The organism is Acidaminobacter hydrogenoformans DSM 2784, assembly GCF_900103005.1.
Taxonomy (GTDB): Bacteria; Bacillota; Clostridia; order Peptostreptococcales; family Acidaminobacteraceae; genus Acidaminobacter; species Acidaminobacter hydrogenoformans.
The window spans coordinates 18,000-33,933 of sequence record NZ_FMWL01000014.1; the positions used below are offsets into that span (position 1 = coordinate 18,000).

Sequence of the window (15,934 nt, forward strand, 5' to 3'; positions counted from 1 at the left end):
GATGGTGTTGGTTCCCCAACCATCGGCAAAAACGCACTTTGAGGGCACTTACGCCAAAACACCGTAAAATACAGCGCCCATGACCCCCGAAAGCCCCATGACCCAAACCACCTTGACTTTAAACCTGGTCAATAGTGCAAACGCGATGGCACCTATAAGAGTCGCCCGCCAGTCCCATTCCACGGTCAGCCCTGTCGACACCGCAGCACTCAAAATCAAGGCAATGACAATAGGCCTGAGGGCGCTAAAAACGCTGCGAAGAAGATGATGCTCCCTATAGGGATAGAGGCGACCAGCCAAAAGGACCGAAAGCGTGATGCAGGTCACAACCACGGCAACTGTCGCCGCCGCAGAGCCCAGGATCCCGCCCATTTTGTAGCCCACATAGGTGGACGTGTTGATGGCCACCGGTCCCGGCGTCACCTGGGAGATGGAAAGGATATTGAGAAACTCCCGGTCTGTCAGCCAGTGATGGATCCCAACGACCTCATGCCGTATGACCGGAAGTATGGCGTAGCCGCCGCCAAAGCTAAAAGAGCCAATTTTAAAAAAGGTCAGGGCCATTTGAAGAATCAATGGCAGCTTCATTCAGACACCTCCCCTTCCCCGGACGACTTCACCGAATTCAGGCCGCTGTCAGACGGCGGAAACACTTTGTTCAGAAGCAAGCCCGTGACGATCCCCCCAGCAATCACAAGGATGGGGTGAACGCCCAGCGCAATCAGCAGAATCGCTGCCAAAGCAAAAATGCCAATATTGAGTGGTGACCAGGACACCTTTTTTCCAAGGCGATAAGCCGAAATCAGGATCATGACCGCCACCGCCGGCATCAGCCCGCTGAAGACCGGCTCAATGTACTTTGCGATATTCGCTTTGATCAGCAAATGCGCTATGATCACAATGATCAGAAAGGACGGCAATATGACGCCCAGCGCGGCCATCAGCGCGCCCCTCAGCTTCTTGAGCCGGTAGCCAATAAAAGCCGCAAGATTGACGGCAATGGGGCCCGGTAAGCTCTGGGCGACACTAATGATGTCCAAAATTTCCTCATCCGTCATCCACTCTTTTTTCCATACTATTTCCTCTTCGATCAGAGGGATCATGGCATAGCCGCCGCCAAAGGTAAATAATCCAATTTTAAAAAAAGTCGTCAGCAGTGCTCTATACATAAAAAAGACCTCCAAAAGACGCACAAAATATTCCTTTATATTGTAACATAAATTGAAGGCGGTCATCTCTGCGGAAATTTGACTTTACAAAAGCCATGCCATAAAGGCGTTTGGTTGGGGACAGTCCCCAACCAAACGCCTTCTCTAATTAAAAGGACGCCTTATTGAATAAGGCATCCTCAAAATTTTTATTTCAAGTTTTCCGGGTTCAGGACTTTCAGATCTTCTGCGACAAAGCGTCCATCCTTTCTGATCAGCTCGCCATCAAAATAGATTTCTCCGCCGCCATATTCCGGGGTCTGAATGCAGACCAAATCCCAGTGAATCGCGGAGGCATTGCCGTTCGAAGCGTCCTCATAAGCCCTTCCAGGGGTGAAATGAAAGCTTCCCATAATCTTCTCGTCGAAAAGTGTATCCTTCATAGGCTTCAGGATGTATGGGTTGACGCCAATCGCAAACTCCCCCACATAGCGGGCCCCCTCATCCGTATCAAAGACCTGGTTGATTTTTTCAGTGTCGTTCGCCGTCGCGTCAATAATCTTGCCGTTTTCAAACCGCAGTACAATGTTTTCATAGGTAAAGCCGTTGTAAACCGCCGGGCAGTTATAGGAGATCACGCCATTGACGGAATCCTTGACTGGCGCCGTGAAAACCTCGCCGTCCGGAATATTGTTTTCCCCCGCGCACTTAATGACAGGAATATCACCAATCGAAAAAGACAAGTCCGTACCGCTGCCAACAATACGCACGTCCCTCGTCTTCTCCATGCGGGCAACCAGGGCATCCATGGCTTTTGACATCTTTCCGTAATCGAGGTTGCAGACATCAAAATAAAACGATTCAAACTTTTCAAGACTTGTCGAGGCAAGCTGAGCCATGGCGCTGTTTGGATAGCGAAGCACGACCCACTTTGTGTTGTTGACGCGCTCGTTCGTCAAATTTGAAAGGTATTTTTCCATATATAGGCGCATTTGATCGCTGGGGACATCCGCCATTTCATTGACGTTATCCGGGCCTGTAATTCCAATATACGCGTCCATTTGACGCATTTTATAGAGGTCAACCTCTTCCCAAAGCTTGAAATGTTCTTCTTTACCCTGCATTACAATTTCTCTGGTGAGAACGGAATCCTTTAATTCTACAAACGGATAACCGCCTGCCGCGTGAACCTCTCGAACCAAAGCTTTAACCAAGGGTTTTGGGCTTTCTCCAACACTCTGAATCATTACTTTTTCACCTGGCTGCACATTACAGGAATACTGAACAAGATTTTTCGCTAATTGATTGATTCTCGGATCCATAATATCCTCCTTGTCAGATCTGACAGTGGTCGTTTACCCATTGACTGGTCGTCTTTATTATATACAAATAGTTTTGACATCGCAATAAATTTATATGGTCTTTTATGGCGCTATTTCATGGTTTTTACTCGGTTTTTACTCAGCTATTGTTCGGCGGTTGCACAGTTAGTGCAAGGCCTTTAGTTTTCAGGCCAGCGCTTTTAGAGTTATTTAATCCGCATTGCCCTGAGCATCTCCCGCAGCATCCCAGCGCTCTCAATCCTGGAAAGGGCATCCACTCTGGTACAGCGTCTGAGAATTTCAAAATAGGCCGGAGCGAAGGCGTGAGGCTCTATTGCCGCGATTTCAAGAAACATCTTTCCAAAACCGTATAAATCCACCGCAGCATCGCAGTGTCCAGGAAAGAGCTTTGCTTCCGGTGACGCATAGCCAAGGGTCCCTCTGAGGGCGGGAGATTCTCCAATTCTGTCTGAACTCTGAGCGAGAACCGGCTTTTCATCTCCTTCCCGGATGAGATGCCTGGCGGCGTCAAAGTCGATCAACACCGCGTCATCGAACAAATCTATTATGACGTTTTCAGGTTTGATGTCATGGTGGAGAAAACCATACACTTCATGGAGCCTGCTCAGAGTCGTCGCCAGCTGCAGGGACCACCTGACCGCATTCAACACCACCTTTTGAGGCGCCTCAGACATCAATCCCCTAAGCGTACATCCCTCCACCCACTCTTCCTCCACCACCAGCTCGTCTGAGCGATGGCCCGAGACCGACCAGTTGAAGACAACAGGCACATTCATGCCCCGCGGCGCCCGCATCAGCTCAAGAATCTCGAGATAGTCACGGCTTGGGGGGTTCTCATAGCGCTTTATGCAGCGTTTTCCCCTGCCCTCGAGACTCCGCACACAGTAGACCGCACAGCTTCCACCTCTCGCCACATCCCCCGGATGGAATTTCGACACCTCAGCTTTGATAGAGCTTTCTTGCCTGGCAACTACCTCATGATTTCCTTTCAAATAACGGCACCTCCAATATACAGTGGGCACAGGCCTCATAGCCCTCATGCTCCGCTTCATCCTGACTCAGCGGCCGGCTGGATTTTCTCAAGTGGAAGCAATTGGCTTCATGATATTTGGAGCCAGTCTTCGTTACATAAACTACTGCAGCGGTTTTTAGCTCTTTTTCCCCTGCGGGGCTGTCATTCGCCCTATAAATGGAACGCCCCGTTTTTTCGAAGCTTGTCACGATAGGTCCAAGGATTGGAACCTCCCGAACCCAATAGAGCTTGGCAACAAAATTTCCAGCTGCGTCTTCACGTAAGTAGAGGTACTGGAGATCAACCTCGCCGCCTACCGCCGCCAGATTTGCCGCCATGGCTAAACTCGTTCCAGCCGGCGACGTCATTTTTCCAGGCTCTTGAACAGCGATTTGCATGCAGGTGTTATGGAAGGCCTGCCGTGTGACCTCAACCACCCTGAGGTGTCCAAGATATTGGGCGAGGCCGAATCCAAGCATCAGCACCAGCGGCAGCGCGATCGCTGCTTCAACCGTAAGCACGCCGCGACTGTTGAGACAGTTCCTGAACCGGGACAGCCTTTTACTCCCAGCCATAGCCATCCTCCCAGGTCACCGCCGGTAAACTGCCCAACGCTTCGACTTGTATTGAAAATGCAGTTGCCCTTTGGCTCAGATCAATGCCGTTGAGTCCACCCTTGTTTTCTCCGCTGCCCAACGCTATAAGATCCATGGCACGCAGCACATGAGCGGTGCCAGCCTTCATCCACAGAAGCGCGCTGAGGTGGTCACCATAATCAGCATCAATGAAACCCTCAGAAGCGTTTGAGTTGTTTACAGGGCCAGTCTTACCCTCTTCTGCCAAGACTGTATCTCCACGCCCAGAGCCAAACTGTGTCTGCCACTTCGCATCCGTCCCATGGATCCAGGGCAGTTCTTCTCCTGCCAGGAGGCGCTTGAGGTCACTTCTGCTTTCCGCGGCAGCCCAGGTCACCACCAGCGCGGAGGAGGTCATCACCGCCGGGACGCCAAAAACGGTATTGACCGCCCCGGAGACCACCGCGATCCACTTTTGCTTTTTCTGGCAACCCGCGACATGGGCGGTGTTGCCCGCGAGCCGGAGGAGGAAAACATCGGCATAAGCCCTGGCTTCGTTAAAAACCTCTGCGCCATGTCCATACAGAAGATATTCCCTTTCGGCGTTAAAAAAAGTTTCTGCAGGTGCGTGCTTATAAAACGGCGTCCGGTTGTCTGCAGCCCGGTCCCTGAAATGCCTGGCAACATAATAAACGAACGCCAGGCGTTCCGGGGCCTCCAGCGGACGCCTCAACCCCTCGTACAATTGGCTGGGCAGCCTATCCTTCTGCGCCGGCGTCAGTTCAGGCCCGATCGCTTCCTCAGCTTCTCCCCCAACCTCTTTCCCATCACGGCCCACTTGATCTTCGGATCTACCCATCTCCCGAATCCAGCGAACTGCCTCAATCGCCAAGTCCTTCTCTTCCTCCGAAACCGTTCCAGAGCTTTCCCCGGATAAAGCCTTCTCAAATGCCTGATCTTCCTTTGAGGCTCCTGCTGCAGGCTCTTGCCCGCCGCTTAATCCCGGGGACTTCTCCATCCATGAAGAAAATCCTGACAAAGCCTCCTCTGCCGTCCCCGATGCGACCGACCGAGCCACAGCTTCCAGGAAGGCTTCCGGTTCATTCAGTGTTTGACGTGGCTCAAATTGCCACGAACGACGCTGACCCTTCCACCAAAACCCCAGCCTGCTCGATGCATTCATGTAGACCTGTGGATCCGCCACCTCAAGATCCACCGCCAGAAGGCTATAGGATTCCAGCAACCGGCGGTCATAGGTGTGCAGGATCGACTGTCCTGTCATCTCCAGCGTCCTCAAGGTATCCGCGTGTTTCATCTGGTTCATGCCATAAGTCACCAGCGCGCCAAACAGACCGAGGATGGTCAAAGTCATCATTAAAGCAAACAGCGTTATGGACCCCGACTCGTCCAAGCGTGCCGAACATAGCCTCTTGGAGGCCAAGCAGCGGTAAAGCTTCCACATCCTCCAAGCCTCCTTTCATAATCACCTCTTATGATCCCCCGCTTACTGAAGCTCTGGCGCCAAGCGGTACATCCCAAATATCAGGAAGTCTGCCGGTACTCTTACATGAAAAGAACGTGCACTTACAGCCTCAAGGCCCTTAAGCCAGGGGTGGCCAGGCTCAAGGACTGCATTGAGCTTTAGGGTTCGAAGACCCAGGAGACTATTTTCTTCACCCAAGCCGCCAAACGCGACAGAACGTTTGACCTTGACGGTACCCATCACCTTTAACCCATCCTCAAAATTTAACCGCTCTGTTTCGACGTGATGCATCTCAGTCATTCCCATTTGGTGGATCCCTGCTGCCATCAACAGGGACTGAAATTCAAAGAGCATGACAAGGACAATCAAAACAGCCATCATTATGGCTGCTGGCGTTAGGACCGCCGCTTCGACCGTCAGAAAACCCTGGCTTTCCATGAACCCGCCTAAAGAACTCGCGCCAGCAGTATAGCATGGTTTCACAGGAGGTTTGTCCATTGCTCCGGGCTTCTGCAGGATGGACTTTTGCGTTTTTTCAAAACCCTGTTCGGCCATAAAATGCATCCTTCCGTGAAAATTTCCGGGTTAACCACGACGACTTGTAACATCATGAAAGCTTTACGCTATTCCATATTTTTACTTTTCACTTCTATAGATTACCACATTTTAACATTTCGTCAAGACTGTTTCGTCCTTCACTTTGGCAATTTTGTTCAAAGCAGAGGTTGCACGGTTTATGGAGCAAGTGGGTGAAGTTCATCATTATGCGAATACTGTATTTTGTATTTATTATTCTTTTTTTAATTTCAATATTGACAGCTTCCTTGCATTTGGGTAATATAGATTTTGTGCCACAACCACACCCCCTCCCCACAGGGGTGCGGATGTACTTTAAATCACAAATCATTCAACCCTACAATACGATACAACGGAGGTACGTCACCATGACCCAAAAAATCATCCCATTCAAACAACCATCTGCAGTTGATCAAAAAGAAACAAAGCAAAAAAACAAGAAAAAATCACACATGGCCTGGTCTTGGATTATCATGGTTATTTTTCTCGCATTGTCTGTCCTCGACCTGCGCTTCGGACTCGGTGCCGTTTTTTGCATGACGATCCCTATGATTCATGCCCTGAGAGGCCACGGCAAAGTCCATTGCTCACACTATTGCCCGAGGGGGTCCCTGTTCGGCAAATTTCTCCAGCGCGTCAGCCTCAGGAATTCTTTGCCGGCATTTATGCGCACCAACGCCTTCAAGAACGGCCTTCTCAGCTTAATGGTCATTATGCTGACGGTCTCACTGGCCCATAATCATGATTCCATACAAACTATTGGCATGGCATTGTTCCGCTTTATGGCAGCTTCACTGGCGGTTGGGCTCCTGCTCGGTGTCTTTTACCAGCCCCGCAGCTGGTGCCAGGTCTGTCCAATGGGACATGCGACGAGCATCATTGCCACTTATCAGAAAAAAGCTGCGGCTTAGAACCTCGCACCTCATACCTGTCAGACCAACGCAAAAAGTCGGTGAAAGACAGCCTGTTTAAGCGCGTCCACCGACTTACCCACAATATTGAATATTATGTCGTAAACATCACAAAAGGGAAGGCGCCGGTTTTAAGGCGTCTTCCCTTTTTGACTTCTCTTTTATTTCGACTTTTTAATTATACTGCAACTTCCGAGTCCGCTGCCATATTCACGTCCGCTGCCAAAGCCGCCCCTAATCCAGCCACATTCCCCAGCGGCAGCCCCGTCATAGAAACCGGATAGCAGCGCCCCTTCTTGAGGGCTTGAATCAGATCTTTTTCCGTTTGAACAACACCGCTGACCTCCGTGGCATAAGCACCGACTTCTCCCGGGGCATGAGCGTCGCTGCCGCCCGTCATTGGAATGCCAAGGGCCAAAGCCACATCAGCGGCACGGTCATTGTGTCCCTTTGTCGTCCGACCATTGTAGCCTTCTATGGCGGTTAACCCCGTCAGCCCGTACAAAGCCTCTCCAAGTCCCCGGCCATTGCTTCGGAAAGGATGGGCAGCAATCGTCGCGCCACCTTTTGAGTTTACGTAATCAATGAGCTGCTGTGACTCAATGCGCTTGCCTTCCTCAACAGCAGGAAGCTGATCGACACCAAATACCAGAATGTCCCCAAGGGTTGTGTAAACTTCTACCCCAACGAAAATAGGCAGGTTGTGACGGGCACTTAAAAATCTTGCCTGCGCCCTCAAACCGAGCACATCATGGTCTGTGATCGCTATGCCCTCCAGTCCTCTGGACTTCGCCTCAAGAACAATCTGTTCGAGACTCAGATGGCTATCCTTGCTATGGGTTAATTCGTGAATATGCAGGTCAAATTTCATTTCAGTCTCACCTCTGATTATAAAAAAAACGGCCGGCAAAATGCCAACCGCCTGATAACAGTATAACCCAAAAGCATGGTCTAACGATATTGAGATTTTTTATCACACTTATGAAACCATTGAGATTTTCCATAAAGCACTAAAACGCTGGGTTTCAGCCATCACAAAACCACCCTGTCCACCATACGTCTATTCACTTGGCGGCAGAAAACCCGCCACAAAGACCAGCATGAATCCCGCGCCAAACCCAAAAGTCAACAGAGCGAGTCGCACGTATCCGGACAGACCAAGCCTGGAAGTCACAACCGCGATCAAAAGCGTGATCAGCATCACCAGAAGCCCCGCTTTTCTAAACGCCTTCGTGTTCAGCATCAATAAACCGCCTCGCTGCCTATGCCCGCAATATTTTCATGGACGTATTCCCGGAGCCACCTGACGACATCAATATTGTCCAGCGGCACATCCTCACCCAGCATCCGCCTGATTTCACGGGTACTGAGAGAAAACTTCTGATCATCCACGTAATGGGTCAAAATGAGATCCGTCTTTGGGCTTGCCAGCGCAATGGTCACAATGGTATCCGTCAGATTGCCCAGAGGAACCCGGTCTATATGGCTGAGCCTGAAAGTCGCGTTCAGCTCCGTGCCCACGCCAAGCTCAGATTTCAGCTCAAAGTCGCCGTCACAGCTTTCTGCCTTCTCCTTGAACATAGGAATTCCAAGACCGACTTTTCGGGTGGTTCTCGTCGTATAAAACGGATCGACAACCCGCTTCACCGTCTCTTCGTCCATCCCCCGGCCATCATCCTTGATCTTAACGGTCAGCCGGTCTTCTTTTTTCGATTCAATAATGACAATTCTCAGGGTTGCTGCCTCTGCGACAATAGAATTCTGGGCAATGTCCAGGATATGCAGGGATAGCTCTCGCATAAGCTTTACTCCTTTATGTTCAGTGGGGTTAACAAACTATCAATCAGACAGTCCAGTGTCCGCTCTTTAAGGTCAATCGCGTTTTCTCTCTCGGAGATCGCTGTGAGCTGGTGCGCGTCGGAATTTCTTAAAATCCTGTAGCCGGCAAGTTCAGGGTGGCCCGCTATAAATTGATCGCCCATTTCGCCAGCAGTGACTTCCAGTGTCACAAAGCCCTCACCCGGCGGAATAAAGCCCAGGTTGGACAGCAGGCTGTTCGAACCCCGGTTGATGTGCGCCGGAACCGCTACCCCGCCCAGTGCCTTAACCGCTGCCACTGCTTCGGTGAGGCTCAGCTGGCAAGAGGTGATCAGCGTGTGGACCACTTCGCCCACAGGCTCATCCTGATCATCCAGCATCCGCTGATGGCCAAAGCGCTCTGGGCGGTTGGGAAGCTTCAACATAGCTTGGTCGACAATTTCAAAGAAGGCCTCCAGAGCCTCGATCCACCGAAAAAGACAGAGGACGTGAACATCTTCCAAGGTCTGGAGTTCCATGGCCGGCACCAAAAGCATATCCCGCTTGGCAGCGACCGCCATGGCCGAGCGCACGTTGCCGCAGTGATTGTGATCCGCGATTGCCAAAATATCAAGACCTTTGATCATCGCCATATTGACCACGTTGTTTGGCGTCATTTCCTCTTCACCGCACGGCGACAGGCAGGTGTGCATGTGCAGATCGTAGTAAAACAGCATTATCTCAGCCCGGCTTCGTAAAGCACCTGAAAGATGCCATAAGCATCCAGGTCTGAGCCTACGACTGCAATGTTTTCCTCAACCGCCTTGTCAAGCACCGCCTGGTCCATAGACAGACCGTCTGGAAGAATGATACAGGAAAATTCGAGTAAAGAGGCCACTGCCAAAACGTTCTGATGGGTCTGAACGGTGATCCACGCGTTCCCCGCCTTGCCCTTCGCCATGACCCAGCTCAGCAAATCGCTGCAGTACAGCCCTGTGATCACCTGAGACTCATCCCCCACAGCGTAGACTCGAAAACCTTCAATTCTTTCAAGTTCTGAGATTTTCATAGAAGTCACCTCTCCTCCGAATCATTGTTTTTTCGTTCACTGTTTTTTCTGACGACACAATCGGCCAAAGTCGCCCTGCCCATGACAATATCCTCCGCAAGGGCCCTGCAGGTTGGCGAGCCGCAAGCCCCACAGTCGATCCCCGGCAGCATATGATAAAGCGCTTCGATCTTGGACAATTTCTCAAGGGCTACCTTGAAATCCGAATCCAGCTTCATGACCGGAAGCGGCTCAATGTCCTCGTCCCATTCCAGCATGCGTTCTGTGATTTCCCCAAAGGCCTCCATGGACACCTCCTGAGGATATTTTGCCGATAGTCGCCTGATCCGCCCTTTCGCAATGAACGGATTCTCCGGGTTCAGCGGACCACCGACACAGCCAGTGACACAGGCGTACCCCTCGAAAAAATCTATATCGTTGAGCTTTCCCAGCTCCAGCTGCTCAAGGACTTTAATGACCTCGTCAATCCCGTCGACTGCCAGATAATCCTCACTGCCCATGGCATAGCTCTGACCGCCCACCATGCCCCAGCCGACCCCCTTGCCGCTGCACTTGGAGATCTGCTGCACGACCTGAATGTCGTCATACATCCTCAAAAGCTTTGTGTAGACCGCTTCCAGGGATATGGCGCCATTAATCTGAGATTTCGCAATACCTATGGGCTTTCGAATACTCGTGATTTTCGCAGGGCACTCCGTCAGATAAAAGACACCTATGTCTTCCTGCGGAAGCCCGGTCATAGCTTCGACCTTTTTCCTCGCGATCCGCGCGGCAACTTCACCCGGTGACTCCAAACGGCTGATATGATCGATCAAGGTTGGAAAGCGCATCTGGATCAGCCGGATCACCGCCGGACAATAGACTGAGATCAAAGGCTTAGGATGACCCTCTTCCCCCACGCGCTTTTTCTGAATCTGCGTGATCAGGTCAGCAGCATAAGCCACATCAAAGACGAAATCAAAACCCAACTCGTAAAGCCCGTTCATGACTTTATTTATGTCGTACTCGAGGCCGAACTGCCCATAAATTGAGATTGCCGGCAGCGCTATGTTATATTTATAATTCTTAAGCATTTCCAAAGAATCAGATTGCGCGCCTTTTGCATTGTACGGGCATACCTTGATGCACATGCCACAGTCAATACAACGTTCCGTCATGATCTCCGCTTTGCCCTCACGCACACGTATTGCCTGGGTGGGGCAACGGTCGAGACAATAGGTGCAGCCATTGCAGTAATCGCGCTCGAGAATGACGGAGTGCAGAAATTTCTCCATGGTTACCTCCACCCCTAAATTTGAATGACCATTTTTATGCGGGTCGGTTCACCTTTCGCCGACTCAATGTAAAATTCATCACAGCATTTTTTCATGTTGGGCAGACCCATGCCGGCACCAAAGCCCATTTCACGGGCAGAAGTCTTCGCTGTCGAATAACCGGCTGTCATGGCAAGCGCCACATCCTCGATCCCCGGTCCACGGTCGACCGCCCAGATCTCTATGCGATCCCCCATGATCATGACTGTGATGACGCCGCCCTCTGAGTGAATCACAATGTTGATCTCCGCTTCATAGGTCATGACGGCGATTCTGCGGATCAGGTCCTTGTCCAAGCCAATTTCCCTGCACTTTTTCTTTATGTCGCTCGATGCCGCGCCGGCGTGAGCGAAGTCCTCTTTTACCACTTCGTAATCATATGCCATTGCCGCTGAGTCACGTTCCATTTCCAAGGCCTTGCTCATAGCGTCTCACCTCACTGGTTGATGCGCATAATGGGTACTGGACTTCGATACGTGATGTTATATTGGCACGCCTTCGAGTCCCTGTCCGTATAGAATTCCGGAGGTAGCATACAAGGTGTGCGGTGTTGAAATTAAAACCATGTCATTTTCTTCAGCGAGCTCAATCACTTCCATAGGCGGGCATTTTCCCCTGACAAAGACTATTGCGCTGAGATCAAGCATTTCCGCGGTACGGATGACCTGATTGTTCGTGAGTCCGGTCAGCAGGACGCAATCCTGCGCATGCTCCGACACGAAGGCGAGAACGTCGCTCATCAAGTCAGAACTGAAGGCGTAGTCGACTTTTTTCTCCATATATTGTTCGCCGACGATGATCTTGCCACCCAGCATTTCTACTAATGTTCCGATCTCCATATGAACCTCCTGCCGTATGTTCCGAAGACGCAGCCCATTGGATTGGGCATACGCTCAAATTCTGCATACTGTTCAGCAATGTAAGTTAACTTTTTAACGATCGGTTTTATTATAACATTAATTTTGCCTTTTTACACCGTTTCTAAGCCCGATTCAACAAATTGTCCAGGAGATTTTTAACGTCTTCAAAGACTGCTTCCACCGGCCGGGAGGCGTCGACTTCAACGATGCGTTCGGAGTGCTCAGACAGAAGGATCCTGTACCCCTGCCGGACTTTAACATGAAACTCCGCTGCCTCCAGGTCCAGGCGGTTGATTTCCCTGCCTGAGTCCCCATAAACGCGTTTAAGACCCTCTGCTGGATCAACATCCAGATAAATTGTCATATCCGGCAAGAAATCCTCTGTGGCGAAACGGTTCAACTCATAGACTTCGTCCATGCCAATTTCCCGGACGTAGCCCTGATAAACCACCGAGGAGTCCACAAACCTGTCAAAGAGCACCAAGTCCAGTTTGCCGAGCTCCGGCAGGACCTTCTGTGTCAGATGCTGACGTCTTGCCGCCGCGTAGAGAAGTGCTTCCGTCCGAACATCCATTTCCGTATGCTCGACGTCGAGAATAATTTCGCGAATTTTCTCCGCAATTCGCACCCCGCCTGGTTCCCTGGTGATCATGACATCCAGGCCTCTCGCCTCAAAGTGGTCCTTGAGCATTGCAAGGAGCGTCGTTTTTCCTGAGCCCTCACCGCCCTCCAGACTGACGGTTTTTGTTTTCTTGCCTTTTGACTTGACGCCGGGCGTTCTCAGCACATCATAGTAAAGCTTTTCAACCTCCTGAATGCCAACGCGCTCGTATCTTGTCACGACGCCCTCCAAGTCTACGACTTCGAGAATAGGCTCCATATCGCAGTTGCCCATGCAGCCCGTCTGAAGCACCTTAATGTGGGCAGCCCGGTCCTGGCCCATAAGATCCAGGAGCCGGGTCAGCGTTTGCCTGGCACCTGCCGTGATACCGCAGGTCGCCATGCCAATCCTCACAATGATTTTCTTATCGTTCCCGGAGGTGTTACTGGCGTCAACAGCCCTCAGCGCTTCCGACCGTATTTTCGTCAATTCATCCAAAGATTTCAAGTTGCAGTCCCCCCTATGGTCATTCCGACGTCCCATGAAAATACTCAAATACCTTTTCAGCCGTCCTGCGATTCATGCCATCTACCTTGGCCAGCTCCTCCACTGAGGCTTCCCTGATTTTATCAATGCTCTTAAAGTACTGCATCAGCCTGAGCCGTCGCTTTTCTCCGACACCATCAATCGCATCCAGAAGTGACTGGGTCATAGTCTTACTTCTCAGGGTCTTGTGATACTCCAGCGCAAAACGGTGAACCTCCTCCTGGATGCCCGCCAAAAACCGGTAGAGCTCTGGCTGTGTCCTTATTGGATAAAATTGCCCCCGGTAATAGAGCTGATCCGTCCTATGGTAGTCGTCCTTCACAAGGCCGGCAATTTCCAGTTCAAGACCCAAAGCCTTCATGACATCCAGCACTGCATGCACATGTCCCTTGCCGCCATCAATCAGGATCAGATCTGGAAAGTGAGAGAACTTGGCACCAATGGACGGCGCTCCCGAACCGCGCTGACCTATTCGGCCTTTATAGTGCCCCCCTGACTCCGCTACGGCTTCTTCTTCCGTCGCCTCCGCCTCTTCCGCTTTTGAGCCCTGGCTTTCGACCAGCGCCTCCAGAGCCGCCTGTTCCTCAAGGCCCCGCCGGAACCGCCGGAATAAAATCTCCTGCATGGAGCCATAGTCATCTGCGCCCTCAATAGTCTTCACTTTAAAGCGCCTGTAATCCCTGGGTTTTTTTTTGCCGTCCTCAAATACCACCATGGAGCCCACCGAAAGAACCCCATAGATATTCGAAATGTCATAAGCCTCAATGCGCCGGAGACGGCCCTTCAGCCCCAGCATATCCTTCAAAGCCGTTTCAACCTGATCCGACTTTTCCCGCTCACGCAGGATCCGTTCCTCAAATTTCTCCAGATATTCACGAGCGTTTTCTCTCACCAGCTCCAGCAGTTTTAGCTTGTCACCTCGCTGCGGTGTCGTCAGTTTGATTTTGAAGCTCGCCTTTTTGGCTAAAAACGCCTCCAGCAGCTCAAAATCCTCCGGCATACGCTCAACAACGATCTCTTTTGGAAATTCCGTGACATTGGCATAATACTGCAGGATAAAATCGTCCAATAAGACCTCTGGATCCTGAAAATATTCTTCTTCAAAGACATATTCTTCTTTGCCTATCATTTTGCCGCCCCGGACTGTGAAAATCATGACGCAAATCCTCGCCTCCGTTGCCCAGCTGCCAATAACGTCCTGGGAAACATCAGACTCATAGACCACCTTCTGCCGCTCCATCAGCTGATCAATGGCCATCAGCTGATTCCGGAGCTCTGCGGCCCTTTCAAATTCCAGCGCTGCTGCAGCAGCCTTCATTTCTCCAGTCAGCTTCTCCCTCAAAAAATCAGTCTTGCCCCCGAGAAACTTCAAAATCTCGTCGATCATAGCACGGTACGCATCTTGGTGCACGTTGCCCTGACAAGGCCCAAGACACTTGCGGATGTGGAAGTTCAGGCACGGCCGCTCCTCCATCTTTTCCAGCCGTCGGTTGCACTTCCTGATGGGATAAATCTCCTGCAGCGCTTCGATTGTCCTGCGCACCGCCTCCGCACTGGTATAGGGCCCAAAATAGCGCGACTTGTCCCTGGACAGCTGTCGCGTCATGATCAGCCGCGGAAACGCCTCATCCACCGTTACCTTTATATAGGGATACTGCTTGTCGTCCCGCAGCAGGATATTAAACTTTGGCTTATACTGCTTGATCAGCGTCTGCTCGAGAATCAGCGCCTCCATTTCGGAGTCCGTCAGGATGTACTCGAACTCCTCGACCACCGCGACCATGCTCCGAACCTTTGGCGCGTGGGAGTTCAGCGCCCTGAAGTACGAGGACACCCTCTGCTTCAAGCGCTTTGCCTTCCCCACATAGATCACGTTGCCCCATTTGTCCTTCATCAGATAGACGCCCGGCTTCTCCGGCACCTTCTTCACTTGCGCCTTTATGGCTTCCATGCGCGTCATAGTCATACTCCGTTTCTCATCTATAATCCCACCGGGCCCAGTTAACGACAGGTTGCCGATGGTTCCTGTCCCCCAAACCAAACATTCATAAACAATTCTATCATATTTTCAGTTTGATTGGTGAATTTCAACGTACGTTGGGTAATAGGTTAACATCACAATGGGAGGTGTTTTCATGAGTCTTTACGATCTTGCCGTCAAAATGGAAATGGACGGTGAACAGTATTATCTTGAACTCGCAAAAAACGCTGTGCATCCCGGCATCAAGGCTGTCTTTGAACTGATGGCAGCAGACGAACGCAAGCATTACGAAATTGTCAGCAACATCATTTCCGGCAGTGTTCACTTCATGGAAGGAACCAGCCTGGATACCCTCAAAAGTGTCTTTGCGAAAGCGCTCGAAAACAAGGAAAACCTCGAGATGCCGGAGCATGCCTTCGAAGCTTATAACAAGGCTGCCGAAATGGAACGCCGCTCCATCGACTTTTATCGTGACGCCTACGAGAATACTAAGTCAGACCACGAAAAGAAAATTCTGATCGAGCTTCAAGAGGAAGAAAATCGACATCTTATGATCGTCGAAAATCTCGCAGAGTATGTCAGAAGACCTGAAGAATGGGTCGAATCCGCCGAGTTCAACCACATGATGGAATATTAATCGACAAAAAGAAGGAAATTGGCACAGCTGAGTCACTTCAAGACTTCCAGGCTGTTCCAATTTCCTTTTTTATTTGAGCGAA

Annotated in this window: 19 protein-coding genes; 2 read left to right on the forward strand and 17 right to left on the reverse strand. The window is 50.9% G+C overall.

Going from position 1 to position 15,934, the window contains the following annotated elements:
• Positions 1 to 48 precede the first annotated feature (48 nt).
• From BLP63_RS11840 to BLP63_RS11870, 7 genes are all read right to left on the reverse strand, one after another.
• On the reverse strand, positions 49 to 588 hold the full coding sequence (locus tag BLP63_RS11840; protein ID WP_092591839.1) for a chromate transporter: 540 nt from the start codon (positions 586 to 588) through the stop codon (positions 49 to 51).
• The gene (locus tag BLP63_RS11845; RefSeq protein WP_092591841.1) at positions 585 to 1,169 is read right to left on the reverse strand and encodes a chromate transporter; all 585 of its coding nucleotides are present in this window, start codon (positions 1,167 to 1,169) and stop codon (positions 585 to 587) included. The genes BLP63_RS11840 and BLP63_RS11845 overlap by 4 nt, the downstream gene beginning before the upstream one ends.
• A gap of 188 nt (positions 1,170 to 1,357) precedes the next feature.
• Positions 1,358 to 2,470, reverse strand: a complete 1,113-nt coding sequence (locus BLP63_RS11850; RefSeq protein WP_139159823.1) for an aminopeptidase — start codon at positions 2,468 to 2,470, stop codon at positions 1,358 to 1,360.
• Between the two features lie 206 nt (positions 2,471 to 2,676).
• The gene (locus tag BLP63_RS11855; RefSeq protein ID WP_170829436.1) at positions 2,677 to 3,483 is read right to left on the reverse strand and encodes a protein kinase domain-containing protein; all 807 of its coding nucleotides are present in this window, start codon (positions 3,481 to 3,483) and stop codon (positions 2,677 to 2,679) included.
• Entirely contained in the window at positions 3,467 to 4,078 is a 612-nt protein-coding gene (locus BLP63_RS11860) for a TadE/TadG family type IV pilus assembly protein (RefSeq protein ID WP_092591847.1), read from the reverse strand. The genes BLP63_RS11855 and BLP63_RS11860 overlap by 17 nt, the downstream gene beginning before the upstream one ends.
• Positions 4,065 to 5,540, reverse strand: coding sequence for a DUF5702 domain-containing protein (locus BLP63_RS11865; protein ID WP_092591849.1), 1,476 nt, complete (start codon positions 5,538 to 5,540; stop codon positions 4,065 to 4,067). Before BLP63_RS11865 ends, BLP63_RS11860 begins: the two co-directional genes overlap by 14 nt.
• Before the next feature lie 42 nt (positions 5,541 to 5,582).
• Positions 5,583 to 6,116: a hypothetical protein gene (locus tag BLP63_RS11870; RefSeq protein ID WP_092591851.1), complete on the reverse strand. Its 534-nt coding sequence runs from the start codon at positions 6,114 to 6,116 to the stop codon at positions 5,583 to 5,585.
• A 389-nt stretch (positions 6,117 to 6,505) separates the two neighbouring features.
• Here BLP63_RS11870 and BLP63_RS11875 point away from each other — a divergent pair, with 389 nt between their 5' ends.
• Positions 6,506 to 7,048 carry a 4Fe-4S binding protein gene (locus tag BLP63_RS11875; RefSeq protein ID WP_242870896.1) on the forward strand — a complete coding sequence of 181 codons (543 nt, stop codon included), beginning with the start codon at positions 6,506 to 6,508 and terminating at the stop codon, positions 7,046 to 7,048.
• A gap of 178 nt (positions 7,049 to 7,226) precedes the next feature.
• Here BLP63_RS11875 and BLP63_RS11880 read toward each other — a convergent pair whose 3' ends face one another.
• The 10 genes from BLP63_RS11880 to uvrC form a co-directional block, all read right to left on the reverse strand.
• Positions 7,227 to 7,919, reverse strand: a complete 693-nt coding sequence (locus BLP63_RS11880; protein ID WP_092591958.1) for a PHP domain-containing protein — start codon at positions 7,917 to 7,919, stop codon at positions 7,227 to 7,229.
• Positions 7,920 to 8,108: 189 nt separating this feature from the next.
• A complete protein-coding gene (locus BLP63_RS11885; protein WP_092591853.1) occupies positions 8,109 to 8,291 on the reverse strand; it encodes a hypothetical protein in 183 nt (60 codons plus the stop codon).
• Entirely contained in the window at positions 8,291 to 8,848 is a 558-nt protein-coding gene (locus BLP63_RS11890; RefSeq protein WP_092591855.1) for an ATP-binding protein, read from the reverse strand. The genes BLP63_RS11885 and BLP63_RS11890 overlap by 1 nt, the downstream gene beginning before the upstream one ends.
• A gap of 5 nt (positions 8,849 to 8,853) precedes the next feature.
• Complete coding sequence (locus BLP63_RS11895; RefSeq protein WP_092591857.1) at positions 8,854 to 9,582, reverse strand: hypothetical protein; 729 nt, start codon at positions 9,580 to 9,582, stop codon at positions 8,854 to 8,856.
• Positions 9,582 to 9,914 (reverse strand): glutathione S-transferase family protein, encoded by a 333-nt coding sequence (locus BLP63_RS11900; protein ID WP_092591859.1) that lies wholly within the window; start codon positions 9,912 to 9,914, stop codon positions 9,582 to 9,584. Before BLP63_RS11900 ends, BLP63_RS11895 begins: the two co-directional genes overlap by 1 nt.
• A 5-nt stretch (positions 9,915 to 9,919) precedes the next feature.
• Entirely contained in the window at positions 9,920 to 11,188 is a 1,269-nt protein-coding gene (locus BLP63_RS11905; protein ID WP_092591861.1) for a [Fe-Fe] hydrogenase large subunit C-terminal domain-containing protein, read from the reverse strand.
• Between the two features lie 14 nt (positions 11,189 to 11,202).
• Complete coding sequence (locus BLP63_RS11910; protein ID WP_242870897.1) at positions 11,203 to 11,652, reverse strand: ATP-binding protein; 450 nt, start codon at positions 11,650 to 11,652, stop codon at positions 11,203 to 11,205.
• Between the two features lie 57 nt (positions 11,653 to 11,709).
• The gene (locus BLP63_RS11915) at positions 11,710 to 12,066 is read right to left on the reverse strand and encodes a DRTGG domain-containing protein (protein ID WP_092591863.1); all 357 of its coding nucleotides are present in this window, start codon (positions 12,064 to 12,066) and stop codon (positions 11,710 to 11,712) included.
• 142 nt (positions 12,067 to 12,208) lie between these two features.
• On the reverse strand, positions 12,209 to 13,195 hold the full coding sequence (gene tmk, locus BLP63_RS11920) for a dTMP kinase (protein WP_330387149.1): 987 nt from the start codon (positions 13,193 to 13,195) through the stop codon (positions 12,209 to 12,211).
• Between the two features lie 19 nt (positions 13,196 to 13,214).
• A complete protein-coding gene (gene uvrC, locus BLP63_RS11925; RefSeq protein ID WP_170829437.1) occupies positions 13,215 to 15,194 on the reverse strand; it encodes an excinuclease ABC subunit UvrC in 1,980 nt (659 codons plus the stop codon).
• A 175-nt stretch (positions 15,195 to 15,369) separates the two neighbouring features.
• Here uvrC and BLP63_RS11930 point away from each other — a divergent pair, with 175 nt between their 5' ends.
• Positions 15,370 to 15,852 carry a ferritin-like domain-containing protein gene (locus BLP63_RS11930; protein WP_170829438.1) on the forward strand — a complete coding sequence of 161 codons (483 nt, stop codon included), beginning with the start codon at positions 15,370 to 15,372 and terminating at the stop codon, positions 15,850 to 15,852.
• Positions 15,853 to 15,934: the final 82 nt, after the last annotated feature.